Source organism: Rhizobium sp. RU35A, from assembly GCF_900156005.1.
Classification (GTDB): Bacteria; Pseudomonadota; Alphaproteobacteria; order Rhizobiales; family Rhizobiaceae; genus Neorhizobium; species Neorhizobium straminoryzae.
Genome location: NZ_FTMR01000009.1, coordinates 28,589 through 46,197, shown reverse-complemented (window position 1 = coordinate 46,197; position 17,609 = coordinate 28,589). Strand labels below are relative to the sequence as shown.

Here is a 17,609-nt window from a genome sequence, read left to right as displayed (position 1 = left end):
CGACCAAACCTGTCTGACAGGATGACGTGGCCGCGTGAGGAGCGGTCGCATCTGGAGGAACCATGCCATTCCATTCCCTTCGCATCGGGCGGGCCGCGGGGCAGGCCGGCAGCATTGCCGTCACGCTTCTCGGCCTCCTGATGCTGACCTTCTTCATCGGCCGCATGATGCCGGCCGATCCCGTGCGCGCCATGGTGGGCGAGGATGCGACCCGCGAGACCTATGAACAGGTCTATCGCGCGCTCGGCCTCGACCGGCCGCTGTGGGAGCAGTTCTTCTATTATCTCGGCGATGTCGCGACCGGCAATTTCGGCACCTCGATCCGCACCGGCCAGCCGGTGATCAAGGACATCCTGCATGTGATGCCGGCCACCATCGAGCTTGCCACCTTCGCGATCCTGATCGGCGCGCTGCTCGGCATTCCGATGGGTGTGCTGGCCGCCGTCAACAAGGAGCGCTGGCCGGATCACGTCATCCGCGTGCTGAGCCTGATGGGCCATTCCATGCCGATCTTCTGGACGGGCATGATCGCGCTGATCGTCTTCTACGCCCATCTCGGCCTGGTCGGCGGCAGCGGGCGGATGGACCAGTTCTATATCGGCCTTGTCGACGAGCGCACCGGCTTCCTCCTGATCGACAGCCTGATGGCCGGCGAGATGGACGTGTTCTGGTCGGCGCTCAACCACCTGATCCTGCCGGCCTCGCTGCTTGGCTACTCCTCCGCCGCCTACATCACCCGCATGACACGCAGCTTCATGCTGGACCAGCTCGGCCAGGAATATGTCACGACCGCCCGGGTGAAGGGCCTGTCGCGGGCGCAGACCATCTGGCTGCATGCCTTCGGCAACATCCGCGTGCAGCTCGTCACCATCGTGGCGCTGGCCTATGGCTCGCTGCTGGAAGGCGCCGTGCTGATCGAAACCGTGTTCGCCTGGCCGGGTTTCGGCCAGTATCTGACCAGCAATCTCATCATCGGCGACATGAATGCCGTGATGACCTGCGTGCTGATCGTCGGCGTCATCTTCATCGGCCTCAACCTCTTCTCCGACCTTCTCTACCGCTTCTTCGATCCGAGGACCCGCTGATGAGTGCCCGCACGCAAACCCTGACGGCGCCGGCCTGGCTCGGCACGCTGTCGCGCATCGCGCTGTTCCTGCTGCGCAGCCCCACCTCCGCCTTCGGCCTGCTGGTGCTTGCCCTGCTGATCGTGTCCGCCCTGTTCGCGCCGCTGATCGCCACGCACGATCCTTATGTGCAGAACCTCGCCAACACGCTGAAGGCGCCGGGCAACGGCCACCTGTTCGGCACCGACGAACTCGGCCGCGACATTTTCAGCCGGCTGATCTTCGGGGCCCGCATCACGCTGTCGATCATCTTCCTCGTCTCGATCATCGTCGGGCCGATCGGGCTTGGCATCGGCGCCACCTCCGGTTATCTCGGCGGCAAGGTGGACATGGTGATGATGCGCATCACCGACATTTTTCTCTCCTTCCCGAGCCTCATCCTGTCGCTCGCCTTCGTCGCTGCCCTGGGCCCCAGCCTCAACAATGCGATCATCGCGATTGCGCTCACCGCCTGGCCGCCGATCGCGCGGCTGGCGCGCGCCGAGGCGATGACGGTGCGCAGCGCCGATTACATTGCCGCCGCCCGCCTGCAGGGGGCGTCCGCCACCCGCATCATCGTCAAGTCGATCATGCCGATGTGCCTGCCCTCGGTGCTGATCCGCCTGACGCTGAACATGGCGACCGTGATCCTGACGGCCGCCGGCCTCGGCTTTCTCGGCCTCGGCGCCCAGCCGCCCTTGCCGGAATGGGGTGCGATGATTGCCACCGGCCGTCGCTACATGCTGGACAACTGGTGGCTCGTCACCTTCCCCGGCCTTGCCATCCTCTGCGTCAGCCTCGCCTTCAACCTGCTGGGCGATGGCCTGCGCGATGCGCTCGATCCCAAGCAGATGAACCGGAGGTGAGACGATGAGCCCCATTCTCCAGGTTGAAAACCTGAAGGTGCGCTATGCGGGTGCGACGAGCGATGCCGTGCGCGGCATCTCCTTCACGCTGGGTCGCGAGCGGCTGGGCATCGTCGGCGAATCCGGCTCCGGCAAGTCCACCGTCGGCCGCGCGCTGCTGAAGCTTCTGCCGGGCGCCACGATCAGCGCCGACCGGCTGCGCTTCGAGGATGTCGATCTGAACGGCCTTTCCGAGCGGCAGATGCTGTCGGTGCGCGGCAGGCGCATGTCGATGATCCTGCAGGATCCGAAATTCTCGCTGAACCCGATCCGTCGCGTCGGCGATCAGGTGGCGGAAACCTATCTGCGCCATTTCGACGTCAGCCGCAGCGCCGCCCGCGAACGGGCGCTCGCCATGCTCGCCGCCGTGAAGATCCGCGATCCCGAGCGGGTCTACCGCCAGTATCCCCACGAGATTTCCGGCGGCATGGGCCAGCGCGTGATGATCGCCATGATGCTGCTCGCCGATCCGGATCTGGTGATTGCCGACGAACCGACCTCGGCGCTCGACGTGACCGTGCGCCTGCAGGTGCTCGACATTCTGGACGGGCTGGTGCGCGAGCGCGGCATCGGGCTGATCATGATCAGCCACGATCTCAATCTCGTGCGCAATTTCTGCGACCGGGTGCTGATCATGTATGCGGGGCGGGTGGTGGAAACGCTTTCCGCCGCCGATCTTGACCAGGCGGAGCATCCCTATACGCGCGGGCTTCTGGCCGCGCAGCCGCGCATTGGCGGGCCACGCCGGCCGCTCGCCGTCCTGGACCGCAAGCCCGACTGGCTGGAGGAGAAAGCCTGATGTCCGTGTCCGTCGATGTCCGCAACCTGTCGATCACCTTCGGCGCCGGCCCCTCGGCCGTGAAAGTGCTGCCCGACGTGTCCTTCTCGGTAAAGCCCGGCGAATGCTTCGGCCTCGTCGGCGAATCCGGCTCCGGCAAGTCCACGGTGCTGCGCTGCCTGTCGATGCTGACCGATTTCTGGCAGGGCGACATCCTGCTGGATGGCCAGTCCGTGCGGCAGCTGCCCTTGATTGCCCGCTGCCGCATGCTGCAGATGGTGTTCCAGGATCCCTACGGCTCGCTGCATCCGCGCCAGTCGGTGCGCACCGTGCTGCACGAACCGCTGGCGATCCACGGGCTGGATGACCGCGAGGCCCGCATGCGCCGGGCGCTGACCGATGTCGGACTGCCCGTCGCCTTCCTCGACCGCTTTCCGCACCAGCTGTCCGGCGGCCAGCGGCAACGCATCGCGATTGCCCGTGCGCTGATCCTCGAACCCTCGCTGCTGCTGCTCGACGAGCCGACCAGCGCGCTCGACGTGTCCGTGCAGGCGGAAATCCTCAACCTGCTGCAGCGCCTGCGCGAGGAGCGCGGCTTCACCTATCTGCTCGTCACCCACGATCTGGCGGTGGTGGACCATATGTGCGACCGCTTTGCCGTGATGCAGCGCGGCGAGGTCACGGAAATCCTGCCGCGCGAGGCCATCGCCGACAATCGCGCGAGCCACCCTTACGCCCGCGAACTGATCGCCGCATCACTCGCCTATGAGGGCGTCCGCCCCGCCACGGCCCGGGCCTGACGGCCCCTCGCCGGCAGGGGCGGAGGATGCGTGTGCTCAGGCGCTTTCGTCGGGCGCGGCAAACGGCTCCAGCTCCGGGTCGAACGCCACCTCGGCGACGTTGTTGAACACGGCGGTTGCCAGCATGATGCCGCCGAAGGCGACGAGATCGACCAGCACCTTGGCCGGATAGCGCGCCTTCAGCGCCGTCCAGATCTCGCCCGGCACCGCGCGGGAATTCAGCACCATCGCCCGGCCGAAGGCATCGAGCAGGTGATCCTCCGCGCGCAGTTCCAGCCGGTCCGGATCGGCACCGGAGAGAATGAGCGCCCGCCGGAAAAAGGTGACGGCGATCTTCGAGCCCGCCTCCTCCGAAATCGCCTTGCAGAACACCTGCACCGCCCGGTCGTCCAGCGCCGGGTCAAGCTCCGCGCGCAGTGTGAACCATTCCGCATAGATGCGATGCGCCTCCGGCGAATGCAGAAGCGTGCGCTTCATGTTGGTCATGCGCCCGCGCGCGGCAATTTCCGCGTCATGCGCCGCGCGAATATGGTCCGGCGCTGTATCATAGTCGATCATCGGGATATGCGGCATGGGGAGCGGGTCCTGCGGTTTGCTGCGATACGGGCGGTGTGAGCGCCGGGTCGGAAATTCAAGAAGGGCAACCGCTCCGACCATGTCGGACCGGCCAGCTGCAACGGTTGCAATGTGCCTGCAGAACCACCAGCGCCAATCAACGGGATTGTCAGGTCAATCTCATGGATTGGGCATGCGGTAAACGTGATGCAGGCGTGTTCCTATCGAAATTTATCCCATAAACGATGAACGACATATTCCGAACCGCGACGGCTGAGATGGTCATCGTCACTGTAGAGGAGGACGCCATCCTTGCTGCCATAGCAGTATTTTTCGTCGCACAAGGCCTCCGCCAGATCCACAACCTTCACATCCGCTCGGGACGCCAGAACCTGGCTCAGCCGCGCTCGAAAATCCCGATTTCGGGACTCAAACTGGGACCTCAAAACTGCGCAGGGTTCCCTTGTCCTGGAGGTCAAGGTTATCGGTCGAGAAGCCAGGCATGAACGAATATCAAAACCCAACTCCGGAACATCGAGCAGGTATGTCACCTTTTTGCCGGCAGCCAGCAGGGCATCAAGTGTGGCCCCGAGCGCCCCGAAGAAGACGTCGGAATTGCTCTTTGCACCCTGCGGGTTGTTTTCGTCATGAAGAACCCATTGACCGTACCGATCACCGTCAAAATCGCCAAAGCCATTGGAAGTCGTATACAAGGGGCCTCTTGATGCGAAGATCACCTCTTCAATCGTTGGAGTGTTGATGATTTGTTTGAGAGGGTCGCTCATTTTGACCAGGCAGTTCTGGGTGTCATCACCTGAACTCATTTTACTGACGACATTCAGCAGCGGCGGGCACCCGCCACCACCACCGAAGACAGCGACGCCCTTGCCCTGCGCGGAATAGAACTCCCGAAGCCCCACATATATTCTGGCAGCGTGACTATCACCCATGATAACAACCGAGGGGTTCGAACCAGAATAAAAACATCTCGTTCCCCTGGCGATGAGAGGATCGCAAAGCCAACCCTTGGTCATTCGGTCAATCTTGAAATCCAGATCATCCATCTGATTCTGAACAAATTTGACAGAATCTCGAAATTTCAGCCCATCATGCACATACACACTATATCCGGCAGACCCGATGACGATCATCAGCAGAACAAGAATCGAAACCTTCGCCTTGCTGCCGCCATCCTGGCGGATGGGACGCTCCACGAACTGATAGGTGAGCCAGGCAAGTCCGACGGACATCATTACCGCCGCGATACGAATCGCGTGCCCCGGCACCTCGCCCTCAACGATTCGAGCAAACGACAGCAGCGGCCAATGCCACAGATAGAGCGGATAGCTAATCAGGCCAAACCACACAAAGATTCTATTCGATAATATTTTTCTGCCGATCCAGGCAGATTCACCGGAAAGAATAATAAAGATAGCAGACAAAACCGGCACGACGGCCCATTTCCCGGGAAATTCCGCGCCTTTGTCAATGTTCACAAAACCATATAAAAGGATAAATATTCCAAATACAGAAATAATATTTGATATAAAAACTTTGTTATCAGATATAAAATTCAGAACAATAAGCCAAATTGCATTTAAATGCTTCTTTCCCTTCAATTCATGGTGACAACGATGCGCGGGGAGCAAAAGCCAGGCCAGAATGCTTCCGCACGACAACTCCCAAAATCGGGTCTGAGGCGTATAGAAGGTGGCGACAGGATCCTTTTCAACATTCCAGACATTCATAGAAAACGAGACTATCGTAATCAATAAAACGAATAATAAATTTGATTTCGATTTACCGTATCGCAAAATCCATATCATAAACGGCCATATTATGTAAAACTGCTCTTCTATGCACAAGCTCCACAAGTGCAAAAGAGGTTTTGTATCTGCAGCATTATCAAAATAACCTGTCTCGCTCTGCAGCAGGAAATTTGAAACGAAACCAGCAGCAGCGGCAATGTGTTTTCCCAACTGCTTATACTCATCCGCCAGAAGTCCGAACCATCCAAAGGAGAAACTGGCGGCGAGCACCAGGAGCAAAGCCGGGAATATTCGCCGGATACGCCTTGCGTAGAAAGCGGAGAAACTGAACATGCCGTTATCAAGGCTCTCAAAGATGATGGTCGAGATCAGGAAGCCCGAGATAACGAAAAAGACGTCAACGCCAATGAAGCCGCCTTTGACCACCTGAGGGAATGCGTGGAACGCGACGACAGCCAGCACGGCAATAGCCCGCAGACCATCAATGTCGGGTCGATATTGAGGATGGGCCAGATGCCGGGGGGGTCTTGTCATTGCGCTGTCGGAGCCTTGTCGGATGGATCAGACTGCGCGTTTGCCAGCCTTCCCGGCAATTCATAGCGGCCATGACAGGATTTGTCCCGACCCTCTGTGTGGAGAGGTCTTGCGACGTTTGCGTGTGGCGTGAGAAGCCATCAGGCTTGGCTGCGCCGGGCAAACAGCAGCATAACGCGAAATGCGGGTTGAGTTCCCGGACAGTCTCTCGGCACCGACCAAAGCGGACGGAACACAGCGAGCCGGCCGGCCCTCATCGGGGATACCACCTGCGATCCGCGGCACCCCTCGATCACAGTTCGAAACGAGAGGATCCAGGACCTGCCGAACCGCTGCCTCGCAGGTTGAAAGGGCGCCCCTTGGAGCGGGTAGACCACCCGGTGGTCTCGGGCTGGTCAGATAGGCTAAAATCGGACAACCGACAGAGATAGTATTGTTTTCACACCTGATATTCCCATCTATCGAGTTCCGATAGCATGTTTTCCTCAGGGATTTTCAGATATGCAAGCGACAGGTGAAATAACCTGCCGATGCGGATTTGACGAACACCCATTGGCCAGACCAGCACCCATTGGAAGGAGAAGATCCCCGTAATGCCTGATGCCATGTTGAATCGCCATGCGTGTGTCGTTCTAGGCATGCATCGAAGTGGGACTTCGGCTCTGGCGAAGCTTCTGGTGACGCTGGGGGCTGATCCGCCGGCGCGGCCCAATCCCCCCTCGCCCGACAATCCGGAAGGCTATTTCGAACCGGCGGAGATCATCGAACTTCACGATCAATTGCTGGCCGCCTGCGACACGGCCTGGTTCGATCTGAAACCGTTTTCCCTCGAGGCAGCCGCCCCTGAACGGCTGGAGGCGATCACCGGCGCCCTCGCCGCAGCACTTGCGGTGGATTACCCGCCGGCAACCGCCCCGTTTCCGCTGATCAAGGATCCGCGGATGTGTCGCTTCTTCCCCTATGCGCGCCAGTTGCTGGCGGCTTCGGGCATGGCCTGTTCGGTTGTGATGGCCCTTCGCCATCCGACGGAGGTCGCTGCCTCGCTCGGACGGCGCGACCAGATCTCGGCAACTTATGCCGGCCTTCTCTGGGCGCAGCATGTCATCGCCGCCGAACGCGACAGCCGCAGCGTGCCACGGGTCACGGTCTCCTACGGGGCGATGATGGCCGACTGGCAGGGCACTGCCCGGCGGATCCGCCGTCTGCCCGGCCCGTGGGGTGCCGCGGACCTCGCACAATCCCCTCTGAGGCCGGATCTGCGGCACCACACCGGCCTTGATCCGGTCGACATGTTCGGTCCCCGCCTCGGCCCCCTGCTCGACCGCCTCCACACCGCGCTGACAGGACTTGCAGACCTCGATGACGATCTGCAGCAGGCCCGCATCGACATTGCCGCCGAAGACCTGCTGGAGGCGGCAGGCCGGCATGAAAAGGTGATGACGGCGGAGTATCTCTTCCGGCGGCTTTCCGCATCCCCGCCGTTCTGGCGCTCACCCGACCCTGTCCGCGATCAGACTGCACTTGCCGCGATTTTCGACGATCTGCACCAGGCATGCAGCAGGACCGACGACGCGTGACGGGACACAGCGCCGAACGGGTCGGTCTCTTCATTGCCGGGGTGCAGAAGGCCGGCACCACCAGCCTGGATGTGTATCTTCGAAGCCACCCGTCGCTCGCAGGCGCACGGGTGAAGGAGCCCCATTTCTTCGATGACGAAAGCCTGGACTGGAGCAATCCGCAGATCGAACGCCTGCATGCCCTCTATCCGCCACCCGTGGCGGGCACCCTCCGCTTCGAAGCGACGCCGATCAGCAGCTTCTGGCCGCATGCACTGGAGCGGATCCAGCGCTATAATGCCACGGCGAAGATCATTCTCCTGCTGCGCGATCCGATCGAAAGAGCCTGGTCGCAGTGGTCCATGCAACTGGATCGCGGAACGGAAACATTGTCGTTCCCGGAAGCAATCGAGGCCGGCCCGCGGCGTCTGATCTCAGAACCGCTCGGACGAGCCTGGCGGGATCACTCCTATGTGGAGCGCGGCTTTTACCTGTACCAGGTCCGCCGCGTGCTCAGCCTGTTTCCGGCCTCACAGGTTCTGTTTCTCGAATCGCGGGGCCTTGCAGCGGACCCTGCCGGCACAATGGCGCATATCGCCGGCTTCCTCGGCGTTGCGCCATTCCCGCCGGTTTCCTCCCTTCGCGAACGGCAAAATCCTTTGCCGGACCTCGCACCGCAGCCGAAAGACATTCTTCGGCTGCGCGACCTCTTTGTTGCCGATGCCAGGGCGACCGTTGCGGTCACCGGCATCGACGCCCGCCACTGGCCCACATTGGCGGCCGATCCGGTTGCCGCCTTCCTGGCAAGCCATCGGACAGAAAGGACGGGTGGGCCGTAACCGGTCACCGGCGCAAGATGCGATGGCGCACTTCAAGCCAGGCAGGCCGGGCACGACCAGGCCGCGCAGCGGCGGAGCCCGATGACGGGCCATGCCCCCGCCGAGGGCCGACGGGGTGGGCGCCTTTCGATCAGCGGCTCTTCGTCACCTTTTCGAAGCGTGACAGCCAGGGGCTGACGATCATGCCCTTCACGTCGCTGCGATAGGCAGCGGTGTCGATCACCTCGGAGAAGGGCTGGATCGGCATGACCAGTTCGTCCATGTAGCCCTGGAGATCCTCGTAGAGCTTGGTCTGGCGGGCCGGGTCGCGTTCCACCAGCGCCGTCTCGATCATCTTGTTCAGCTTGTCGTCGAAGAAGCTGGTGCGCCAGCTCTGGTAGTTGGTGAGCTTGGCCTCATCCGCATTGTTGGGATTATAGGCCATCGAGCGCAGGTTGTTGTCCGGATGCGGCTGCTGGCCGCCGCCGCCGCGGCCGACGAGCAGTTCGAACTTGCGGTCACGCATCGCACCGTAGATCTGGTCGCCGGAACCGCTGATCATCTGGGCGCGGATGCCGGCCTGGGCGAGCGTGTTCTGGATCGCGGTCGCAGCCTTCAGGAAGGGATCCTCGGAGAGAACGCGCAGTGTCGTGTCAAAGCCGTTCGGATAGCCGGCTTCCGCCAGCAGCGCCTTGGCCTTCGCCACGTCCAGCCCATAGCCCTGGTCCGGCAGCGAGCCCATCACGCCGCTGCTCAGCGACCGCTGGTGGAAGGTGCCGTAATAGGGCATCACCGCATCGTTGATACCCTTGTAGTCGATGAGGTAGCGCAGGGCCTCGCGCACCTTGCGGTTGGCAAATTTCTCGTCCTTCATCGACACGGCCAGATAGTAGAAGCCGGAACCGGGCGTCGACTGGATGGTGATCGCCTTGTCCTTTTCGAGTGCGGCGAGATCCGGCGCCTGCATGGAATAGGCGACGTCGATATCGCCCTTTTCCAGCATCAGGCGCTGCGACTGGGATTCCGGCAGATGGCGCATCAGCACGCGCCGCATCGCAGCCTTTTCTCCCCAATAGGCATCATTGCGGGTGAGAATGATGTATTCGTTGGATTTCCACTGGGTCAGCGTGAAGGGGCCGGAGCCGGCGGAGTTTAGCGTCAGCCAGCCGCCGCCGAGATCGCCGTCCTTCTCGTGCGAGAGCGCCGTCTTGCTGTCGATGATCGAGCCCGGGCCGTTCTGGGCAAGGATCATCAGCAGCAGGTTCGGGTCGTCCGGCTGCGGCAGGGTGAGGACGAAGGTGTGATCGTCTTCGGCCACCATCAGCTTGTCGGCCGCCTCCAGCTTGAAGCCGCGCGTCTTCAGGAACGAGGATTGCGCGAGGTTGCGCAGGAGCAGGCGCTTCAGGCTCCAGGCCACGTCCTTCGCCGTCACCGGATTGCCCGAGGAGAATTTCGCGTCCTTGCGCAGGAAGAAGCGGATGGAGCGGCCGTCGGCGGCAATCTCCCAGCGCTCGGCAAGGCGCGGATGGACGCTGCGATCCTCGGGCGACAGCATCACCAGCGTGTCATAGACGTTGTTCAGCACCTGCACCGTTTCGCGGCCGGTGATGGCGGCCGGATCGAGGGTCAGGATATTGCTCATGGTCGTGGCGACCACCAGCTGGTCCTTCGGGGTCTCCGCGCCGGCCGGCAGCGGCAGCGATCCGATCAGAAGGGCGCCGAGCGCCACGGTTGCAAGTCGAAGTTTCATGATTTCCTCCCTGATGGTCGCGCCTTCGGCGACCCTTGCTGTTGCGATCCGCGGCCGTCGTCCTCCGCCGGCCGTGCGGATCCGGTCATGCCATTATCGCGCGCACCGGCCCTTCGAGCGCCCGCCCGATCGCAGCGGTGGCGGATCCATCGAGATGAACGCCATCGGCGGGCGAAGCCTTCGCCACCGATCCCGCATCGAAGAAGCCGGCGCCGGCCTCCTCAGCCACCAGTGCGAGAAGCGGCGCCAGCCGTTCGGATTCCGCAATGCTGCGACCGCCGGCCGGCACGCCGCCCGGTCCCGCACCGCAGGGCGGCGGCGCCACGATCAGAAGTTTCGGCCGGGCGCTGCGCGGCTTGTAGGGAAAGGTCTCGACGATTTCCGCCAGCCGGCGCATCCCGGAGGATGCCGCCTCGGCCCGCCCGCCATGCGCGGGCTTCAGATCATTGGTGCCGAGCATGATGATGACGAGATCGAGCGGCATGTGGCTGGCCAGCGCCACGGCCAGCGCCTTTGCCCCGTTGCGGCAGGCAGGGCCGGTGTGATCGTCATAGCAGGTGGTGCGCCCGCCAAGCCCTTCGGCAATCACCCGCGCCGTGCCGTCAAGCGCCTGCTCCAGCACCTCCGGCCAGCGATGCTGCGGCGGGTGGCGAAGCCCGGTTTCGGGATCGGCACCCCAGGTCAGACTGTCGCCGAAGGCGAGGATGGTTCGCATCGGCCCCTCACCGCACCCGGTTGTTTTCGATGACATCGAAATCGATGTCCTCGCCGAGGCCGGGGCGATCCGGCACATGCACGAAACCGTCGGCATCCATCGGGTCGGACAGCGATTTCAGATAGTCGTGCCCGTCGTCATATTCGAGGAAGGGATGCAGCAGGCCGCGCTCGTACCAGCGGCAGTTCTTGGCGGCGGCCACCACATGCAGGTTCATGGCCGTGTTGCCATGCACCTCGCAGTCCATGCCGAAGCATTCGGCCATGCGCATGGTCTTCAGCGCCGGCGTGATGCCGCCGACATCGTTGACGCCGGTGCGCAGGATGTCGCAGGCGCCGGCCTTCACCCATTCCGCCCGGTGCCAGTGCTTGCCGGCCGCGCTTTCCGGCCCGACGACCGGGATATCGAGATTGTCCGCCAGCCACTGGTAGGAGGACATCGACTGCTCGTCCATCGGCTCCTCGATCCAGTCGAAGCCGAGCTTTTCGAGGCCGCGGCCGAGCGCCAGCGCATCGCTGCGCGAATACCAGTGAAAGGCATCGATCATCAGCCGGATATCCGGGCCGACCGCCTCGCGCACTGCGGCACAGGCCTTCAGATCCATGCCGACATCCGGCGCCCAGCTGACCGGCGGCATCCAGGTGTGCAGCTTGATGCCCTTGTAGCCGCGCCTGACCAGCGTTTCGGCAAAGCGGCCGTAATCCTCGGGCGTCGCAAGGCCGCCCTCCAGCTCGTCGCCGCACATGATGGAGCCATAGGCCAGCACCTTATCGCGATAGGCGCCGATCAACTTGTAGACAGGTGTGGACAGCACCCGGCCGGCCAGATCCCACAGCGCGCAGTCGACCACCGCCAGCGTCCGGTCGGTCAGCTGGGCGGCGGACCCGCGCTGCCAGTGGGCGAGATCCTGCCACAGGCGCTCGCGGTCGCGGTGATCCTGGCCGATCAGCACCTTCTTCACGAATTTTTCGATGACATGCGGCCGCACGATTTCCGGCGCGGTGAAGGAATGGCCTTCCGCCCCATCCTCGGTGCGGATGGTCAGGATCGCCTGCTCCACCTGGTGCGGCGGGCCGGGATGCGCATGGCCGGCGCTGTCGGAATGGCGGCGGGTGGTGGTGCGGAACACGCGCACGCTAACATCGGTGATGATCATCGGCTTACCTGCAGTCTGCGGAGACAGCGCCTCCGCTCGTTGTCGCACAGGTTATACGAGAACCTCGTTATTTCTGTCAAATAGATATCACCAACCTATCAGACAGATTTTTCTTGAACGCGTATGCGCTCTGCTCCCGCGCGAAGCGGGCGGGACGCAAGGCCCATGCCGGAGGTTTTGCCCGGACCGTGAATATGCCACCGGCGTTCCGCTGTGACTCGTCAGTCAGGGCGCGCCGACAGGACAATATGCCGGCGCATCACGTCGCCCACGGGCGGACGAGACATGTGCGCGGTGCGTCAGGAACGCAATGAGGAGCGGATCCCGGAGCGTCCCGTCATCGTCACCCGAACGGCCGCGTGATCGAGGTCGCCGGCTCGGTAAAGAAGACGGGGCCGGTGTCGGACATGTAGATGATGTCTTCCAGGCGCACGCCGCATTCGCCATAGATCGCCAGCATCGGTTCGTCGGAAAACACCATGCCCGGCGCCAGACGGGTCGTGTTGCCGCGCACGATGTAGGGGTCCTCGTGGATGTCCATGCCGAGGCCGTGGCCGGTGCGGTGCGGGAGGCCGGGCACCTTGTAGTCGGGGCCATAGCCCGCATCGGTCAGCACCTTGCGGGCGGCGGCATCCACGGCCTCGCAGGTCGCGCCCAGTTGCGCGGCGTCAAAGGCGGCGCGGTGGGCCTTCTGCTCCAGCGCCCAGATCTCCCGCTGGCGGTCGGTCGGTTCGCCGAAGACGTAGGTGCGGGTGATATCCGAGCAATAGCGATGGATATGGGCGCCGAGATCGATCAGCACCATATCGCCCCGCTTCAGGGTCTGGGGATAGGGCACGCCATGCGGATAGGCCGTGGCCTCCCCGAATTGCGCAGCGGCGAAGATGTGGCGCATGCCGAGCCTTGCATGCGCGGCGGCGATGAAATCCGTCACCTCCGTTGTCGAGACGCCTTCGTAAAGCCCCTGCCAGACCGCCTTGTGGACGCCGAGGCTTGCCGTCATCGCCGTCTGGATGATGGCGATTTCCGTGGCGGACTTGATCTGGCGGCAGCCAGTGATCAGGGGCTTTGCGCTGATCACCGGCAGCCGCTCCCCGAGATGGCCGGCGATCGGGTCGGAGAAGGTGAAGGGGGTGGCGGGGTCAAGGGCGAGACTGTTGCCCGCAGCCGGAAGCCGGCAGGCGATATCGGCAACGAGCGCCGTCGGATCCTCGTGCTCCTCCCAGGTGGCAATATCGCCAGCAAGGGTGATGAGGGTTTCCGTCTTCGGCTGCTCGAAGGCGGGGCTGATATAGATGGGGGCGCCCGAGGACGGGATGATCGCGCCATGCAGGCGCTCGCTCGCCCCGAGCGACATCGCGGTGAAATAGGTCAGGCTGGAGGAGGTGTCGAGATAGACGGCCTTCACCCCCGCCTCCCGCATCAGCGCCTGCAGCCGGGCGACGCGCGCCTGCAACTCCGCAAGCCCAATCGGGGGCACCGCTGCCGCAATGTTCTCGAAGGTGCCGAGAGACTGGGCAAACGGGATATAGTGAGGCGCGCTCATGCTGGACATTCCTGTGGATCGGGCCTGTGGATGGGGCCGTTGGGTTGGGTCGGTGGGTTGGGCCAGTGGGTGGGGCCAGTGGCTCGGATGACGGGGACACGGCGGTCTCGCCGGCGGCCGCACCATGCGGTCGCACCGTCGCATAGGCTTTTTCAGGCGGACAGTGGCAATGGCATCATCCCTGTTGACCAAGATCATAATACAAAATGTCGACATTGTCGCAATCAACAATCGGGGCTGATGGCTTGCCGCCCGCAAACCCGCACCGCTCGCAGCGGCCGCGCCTGCCGTTTCGCCGGAAGAGACGGGATCGGCTTCCAACTCCCCTTCTCGCCCGGCGCTCCCTGCTTCAGGCAGCCGCCCGCTCCATCCCTGATCGGCACGGGCGCTTTCATGATGCACGGTTGAGTGGCATCATGGCGGCAGCCGGCCTTGAGCCCGACGCTCGACCGCATCGCTAATTATGCAATACGCCTCTTCATGTATGCAAGATTGTTGACAATGTGTACGATGTCGTCCAGTTTGCTGCTGTGCCGCCCACAGGGCGGGGAAGGCACGCGCAAAGGTCGCAGCCGCCCAACAGAGGAACGCACATGTCTGGTACCTCCTTTCTCAGCGACATGTTGCAGGGCATCACCGAGCGCGGGCGTGCACTGTTTTTCGCTGGCCCGCGCGCCCGCGACGCGGCAGCGGAACTCGATATCTCGACGCTGTGCGACATGCTGCTGTCCAGCCGCGGTGAAGCATCGGGCATGGCGATCGCGGCGGAAATTCTCGACCGCTGGAGCCGGCTTGACGCCGGTGAGGCCGCAGACTTCCTCAAGATGCTGGCCAGAGGCTTCGGCGCCGATCCCGCCCGGCTGGAGCAGGCGATCGACCGCTACCGGACGGAGAAAAGCCCTGCTTCCGTCATTGCGCTGCACGAGGCAGCCGAACCGCGACGGCAGGAACTGCTCCGGCGGCTGAATCTGGCGCCGAACGGAACGGAACGGCTGGTGCGCATGCGCGAGCAACTGCTGGCGATCAAGGCCGGCGATGCCGATCTCGGCGCCGTCGATCTCGATTTCGCCCACCTGTTCGGTTCATGGTTCAACCGTGGCTTCCTGACCCTGCAGCCGATCGACTGGTCGACGCCGGCGCATATTCTCGAGAAGATCATTCGCTACGAGGCCGTGCACGAGATTGCCGGCTGGGACGAGCTGCGCCGCCGGCTGCAGCCCTCGGATCGCCGCTGCTTCGCCTTTTTCCACCCGAGACTGAAGGACGAGCCGCTGGTCTTCGTGGAGGTGGCGCTGACCCGCGGGGTACCGGCGGCGATTGCCGACCTCCTGGACGAGGGACGCGCGCCGATTGCCGCCGACCAGGCGACGACAGCGGTCTTCTACTCCATCTCGAACTGTCAGGATGGCCTGCGCGGCATTTCCTTCGGCAATTTCCTCATCAAGCAGGTGGTGGAGGATCTGCGTCGGGACCTGCCGGGGCTGAAGACCTTCGTCACGCTGTCGCCGGTGCCGGGATTTGCCGGCTGGCTGTCATCGGCACGCCGCTCCGAAGCGGGGCTTGGCCTTGGCGAGGCGGACATGGCCCTCCTCGAGCGGCTGGGGGATCCGGCCTGGGCCGGCGATGCCACCCTGGCGGGGGCGCTGGAGCCGGTGCTGCTGTCACTTGCCGCCCGCTATTTCCTGGTCGAACGCACGGCCGCGGGCCGTCCCCTGGATCCGGTGGCACGGTTTCATCTCGGCAATGGGGCGCGGCTGGAGCGACTGAATTTTCTCGGAGACCGGTCGCCGAAGGCGCTTGCCCAGGCACATGGGCTGATGGTCAACTATCTCTACAAGCTCGAGGACATAGAGGCCAACCACGAGGCACTGGCCCAGCGCGGCGAAGTGACGGCGGCCCCGGCGGTGACTGCGCTGCTTGGTCGGGAGAAGGACATGCGACGCAGCCCGCCGGCCATGCCGGCAAGAGCCGCGCGCGCGGCGAACTGAGGAGGAGAACACGCGATGAGCAACCATCTTTTCGATGCCATTTGCGCGGCCGCACCCGGCCATGCGCCCTTCATCCTGCTGAAGGACGGCACGGTCTGGACCTATGACGACGCAATCGCGCTGTCCGGACAACTGGCCGGCGCCATCAGGCGGCTGGGCGTCACGCCGGGAGACCGGATTGCCGTGCAGGTGGAGAAGAGCGCGGAAGCCCTGATCCTCTATCTCGCCTGCCTGCGGGCCGGCGCCATCTATCTGCCGCTCAACACGGCCTATACGCTTGCCGAACTCGACTACTTCATCGGCGATGCCGAACCACGCCTCGTGGTCGTCTCGCAAAGGGCGCGGGAAGGCGTGCTCGCGATCGCCGAGCCGCGCGGCGCCATCGTGGAAACGCTGGAGGCCGATGGCACGGGTTCTCTCATCGACCTCGCCCGGAACGAACCCTCCGATTTCAGCAATGCGCCTCGCGAACCGGACAATCTGGCTGCAATTCTCTACACGTCGGGAACCACCGGCCGCTCCAAGGGCGCGATGCTCTCGCATCACAACCTGTTGTCCAACGCGCTGACGCTGAAGGACTACTGGCGGGTGACGGCGCAGGATCGGCTGATCCATGCGCTGCCGATCTTCCACACCCATGGCCTGTTCGTGGCAACCAATGTGACGCTGCTCGCCGGCGCCTCGATGCTCCTTCTGCCGAAATTCGATCCGGACGAGGTGCTGGGGCTGATGCCTCAGGCCACGATGCTGATGGGCGTGCCCACCTTCTATGTGCGCCTGCTGCAGAGCGCCGCGCTGGACCATGCGGCCACATCCGGCATGCGTCTGTTCGTCTCCGGCTCCGCGCCGCTGCTTGCCGAAACCCACGCGGAATTTTTCCGGCGCACCGGCCATGCCATTCTCGAACGCTATGGCATGACAGAAACCAACATGAACACGTCCAATCCTTATGACGGCGAGCGGATCGCGGGTACGGTCGGCTTTCCGCTGCCGGGCGTTACGGTCCGGATCACCGACCCCGCAAGTGGCGCGGTCCTGGCGGCCGGGGAAACCGGCATGATCGAGGTCAGCGGCCCCAACGTGTTCAAGGGATACTGGCGGATGCCGGAAAAGACGGCGGCCGAATTCAACGCCGACGGCTTCTTCATTACCGGCGATCTCGGCAAGATCGATGCGAAGGGCTATGTGCACATCGTGGGCCGCGGCAAGGATCTCGTCATCTCCGGCGGCTACAACATCTATCCGAAGGAAGTGGAAAGCGAGATCGACCAGCTGGAAGGTATCGTTGAAAGCGCGGTGATCGGAGTACCGCATCCCGATTTCGGCGAGGGCGTCACCGCGATCGTCGTGCGCAAGGCGAATGCCGCCGTCGACGAGCGCGCGATCCTCGCCGCCCTGCAGGACCGGCTTGCCCGCTACAAGCAGCCGAAGCGCATCATCTTTGCCGAAGACCTGCCGCGCAACACGATGGGCAAGGTGCAGAAGAATGTGCTGCGCGAGCGCTATGCCGCGCTCTACCAGCCGGCATAACTGAACCGCATCCGCCATGGCGCCCTGCAACAGGCAGGCCTCCGCATGTTCCGCGCCCGGTGGCGCGGACGTGTCAGCTCGCTTGCAGCTGCAAGCAGGCCTTCAG

The 17,609-nt window shown here is 63.4% G+C and carries 15 protein-coding genes; 8 read left to right on the top strand and 7 right to left on the bottom strand.

The window, feature by feature from the left end; all coding sequences use genetic code 11:
- Window positions 1-62: 62 nt before the first annotated feature.
- The 4 genes from F3H95_RS19105 to F3H95_RS19090 are packed head-to-tail and all read left to right on the top strand — an operon-like array spanning window position 63 to window position 3,586.
- Window positions 63-1,085 carry an ABC transporter permease gene (locus F3H95_RS19105; protein ID WP_143124750.1) on the top strand — a complete coding sequence of 341 codons (1,023 nt, stop codon included), beginning with the start codon at window positions 63-65 and terminating at the stop codon, window positions 1,083-1,085.
- Entirely contained in the window at window positions 1,085-1,969 is an 885-nt protein-coding gene (locus tag F3H95_RS19100; protein ID WP_143124751.1) for an ABC transporter permease, read from the top strand. The genes F3H95_RS19105 and F3H95_RS19100 overlap by 1 nt, the downstream gene beginning before the upstream one ends.
- A 4-nt stretch (window positions 1,970-1,973) precedes the next feature.
- Window positions 1,974-2,807: an ABC transporter ATP-binding protein gene (locus tag F3H95_RS19095; protein ID WP_149747163.1), complete on the top strand. Its 834-nt coding sequence runs from the start codon at window positions 1,974-1,976 to the stop codon at window positions 2,805-2,807.
- On the top strand, window positions 2,807-3,586 hold the full coding sequence (locus F3H95_RS19090; RefSeq protein WP_149747162.1) for an ABC transporter ATP-binding protein: 780 nt from the start codon (window positions 2,807-2,809) through the stop codon (window positions 3,584-3,586). The genes F3H95_RS19095 and F3H95_RS19090 overlap by 1 nt, the downstream gene beginning before the upstream one ends.
- Window positions 3,587-3,622: 36 nt before the next feature.
- Here the strand turns inward: F3H95_RS19090 and F3H95_RS19085 are convergent, their stop codons facing one another.
- The 3 genes from F3H95_RS19085 to F3H95_RS27205 all read right to left on the bottom strand — a co-directional run bounded on the left by F3H95_RS19085 (window position 3,623) and on the right by F3H95_RS27205 (window position 7,051).
- Window positions 3,623-4,159 (bottom strand): hypothetical protein, encoded by a 537-nt coding sequence (locus tag F3H95_RS19085; protein WP_149747161.1) that lies wholly within the window; start codon window positions 4,157-4,159, stop codon window positions 3,623-3,625.
- 203 nt (window positions 4,160-4,362) lie between these two features.
- Complete coding sequence (locus F3H95_RS19080) at window positions 4,363-6,444, bottom strand: acyltransferase family protein (protein ID WP_149747160.1); 2,082 nt, start codon at window positions 6,442-6,444, stop codon at window positions 4,363-4,365.
- A 439-nt stretch (window positions 6,445-6,883) separates the two neighbouring features.
- Window positions 6,884-7,051 (bottom strand): hypothetical protein, encoded by a 168-nt coding sequence (locus F3H95_RS27205; protein WP_185969771.1) that lies wholly within the window; start codon window positions 7,049-7,051, stop codon window positions 6,884-6,886.
- A gap of 31 nt (window positions 7,052-7,082) precedes the next feature.
- On the opposite strand from F3H95_RS27205, the gene F3H95_RS19075 reads away from it, so the two are divergent.
- Both F3H95_RS19075 and F3H95_RS19070 read left to right on the top strand, forming a co-directional pair.
- Window positions 7,083-8,021, top strand: coding sequence for a hypothetical protein (locus tag F3H95_RS19075; RefSeq protein ID WP_149747159.1), 939 nt, complete (start codon window positions 7,083-7,085; stop codon window positions 8,019-8,021).
- Window positions 8,018-8,839 carry a sulfotransferase domain-containing protein gene (locus F3H95_RS19070; protein ID WP_188134430.1) on the top strand — a complete coding sequence of 274 codons (822 nt, stop codon included), beginning with the start codon at window positions 8,018-8,020 and terminating at the stop codon, window positions 8,837-8,839. Before F3H95_RS19075 ends, F3H95_RS19070 begins: the two co-directional genes overlap by 4 nt.
- 130 nt (window positions 8,840-8,969) lie before the next feature.
- Here the strand turns inward: F3H95_RS19070 and F3H95_RS19065 are convergent, their stop codons facing one another.
- From F3H95_RS19065 to F3H95_RS19050, 4 genes are all read right to left on the bottom strand, one after another.
- Window positions 8,970-10,568, bottom strand: a complete 1,599-nt coding sequence (locus F3H95_RS19065) for an ABC transporter substrate-binding protein (protein WP_149747157.1) — start codon at window positions 10,566-10,568, stop codon at window positions 8,970-8,972.
- 85 nt (window positions 10,569-10,653) lie between these two features.
- Complete coding sequence (locus F3H95_RS19060; RefSeq protein ID WP_149747156.1) at window positions 10,654-11,283, bottom strand: SGNH/GDSL hydrolase family protein; 630 nt, start codon at window positions 11,281-11,283, stop codon at window positions 10,654-10,656.
- A 7-nt stretch (window positions 11,284-11,290) separates the two neighbouring features.
- The gene (locus F3H95_RS19055) at window positions 11,291-12,439 is read right to left on the bottom strand and encodes a mandelate racemase family protein (protein WP_143124760.1); all 1,149 of its coding nucleotides are present in this window, start codon (window positions 12,437-12,439) and stop codon (window positions 11,291-11,293) included.
- A 343-nt stretch (window positions 12,440-12,782) separates the two neighbouring features.
- Window positions 12,783-13,985, bottom strand: coding sequence for a Xaa-Pro peptidase family protein (locus tag F3H95_RS19050; RefSeq protein WP_149747155.1), 1,203 nt, complete (start codon window positions 13,983-13,985; stop codon window positions 12,783-12,785).
- A gap of 593 nt (window positions 13,986-14,578) precedes the next feature.
- Here F3H95_RS19050 and F3H95_RS19045 point away from each other — a divergent pair.
- Complete coding sequence (locus tag F3H95_RS19045; protein WP_149747154.1) at window positions 14,579-15,973, top strand: malonyl-CoA decarboxylase; 1,395 nt, start codon at window positions 14,579-14,581, stop codon at window positions 15,971-15,973.
- Between the two features lie 15 nt (window positions 15,974-15,988).
- Window positions 15,989-17,503 carry a malonyl-CoA synthase gene (locus F3H95_RS19040; RefSeq protein WP_149747153.1) on the top strand — a complete coding sequence of 505 codons (1,515 nt, stop codon included), beginning with the start codon at window positions 15,989-15,991 and terminating at the stop codon, window positions 17,501-17,503.
- The last annotated feature ends 106 nt before the right edge of the window (window positions 17,504-17,609 follow it).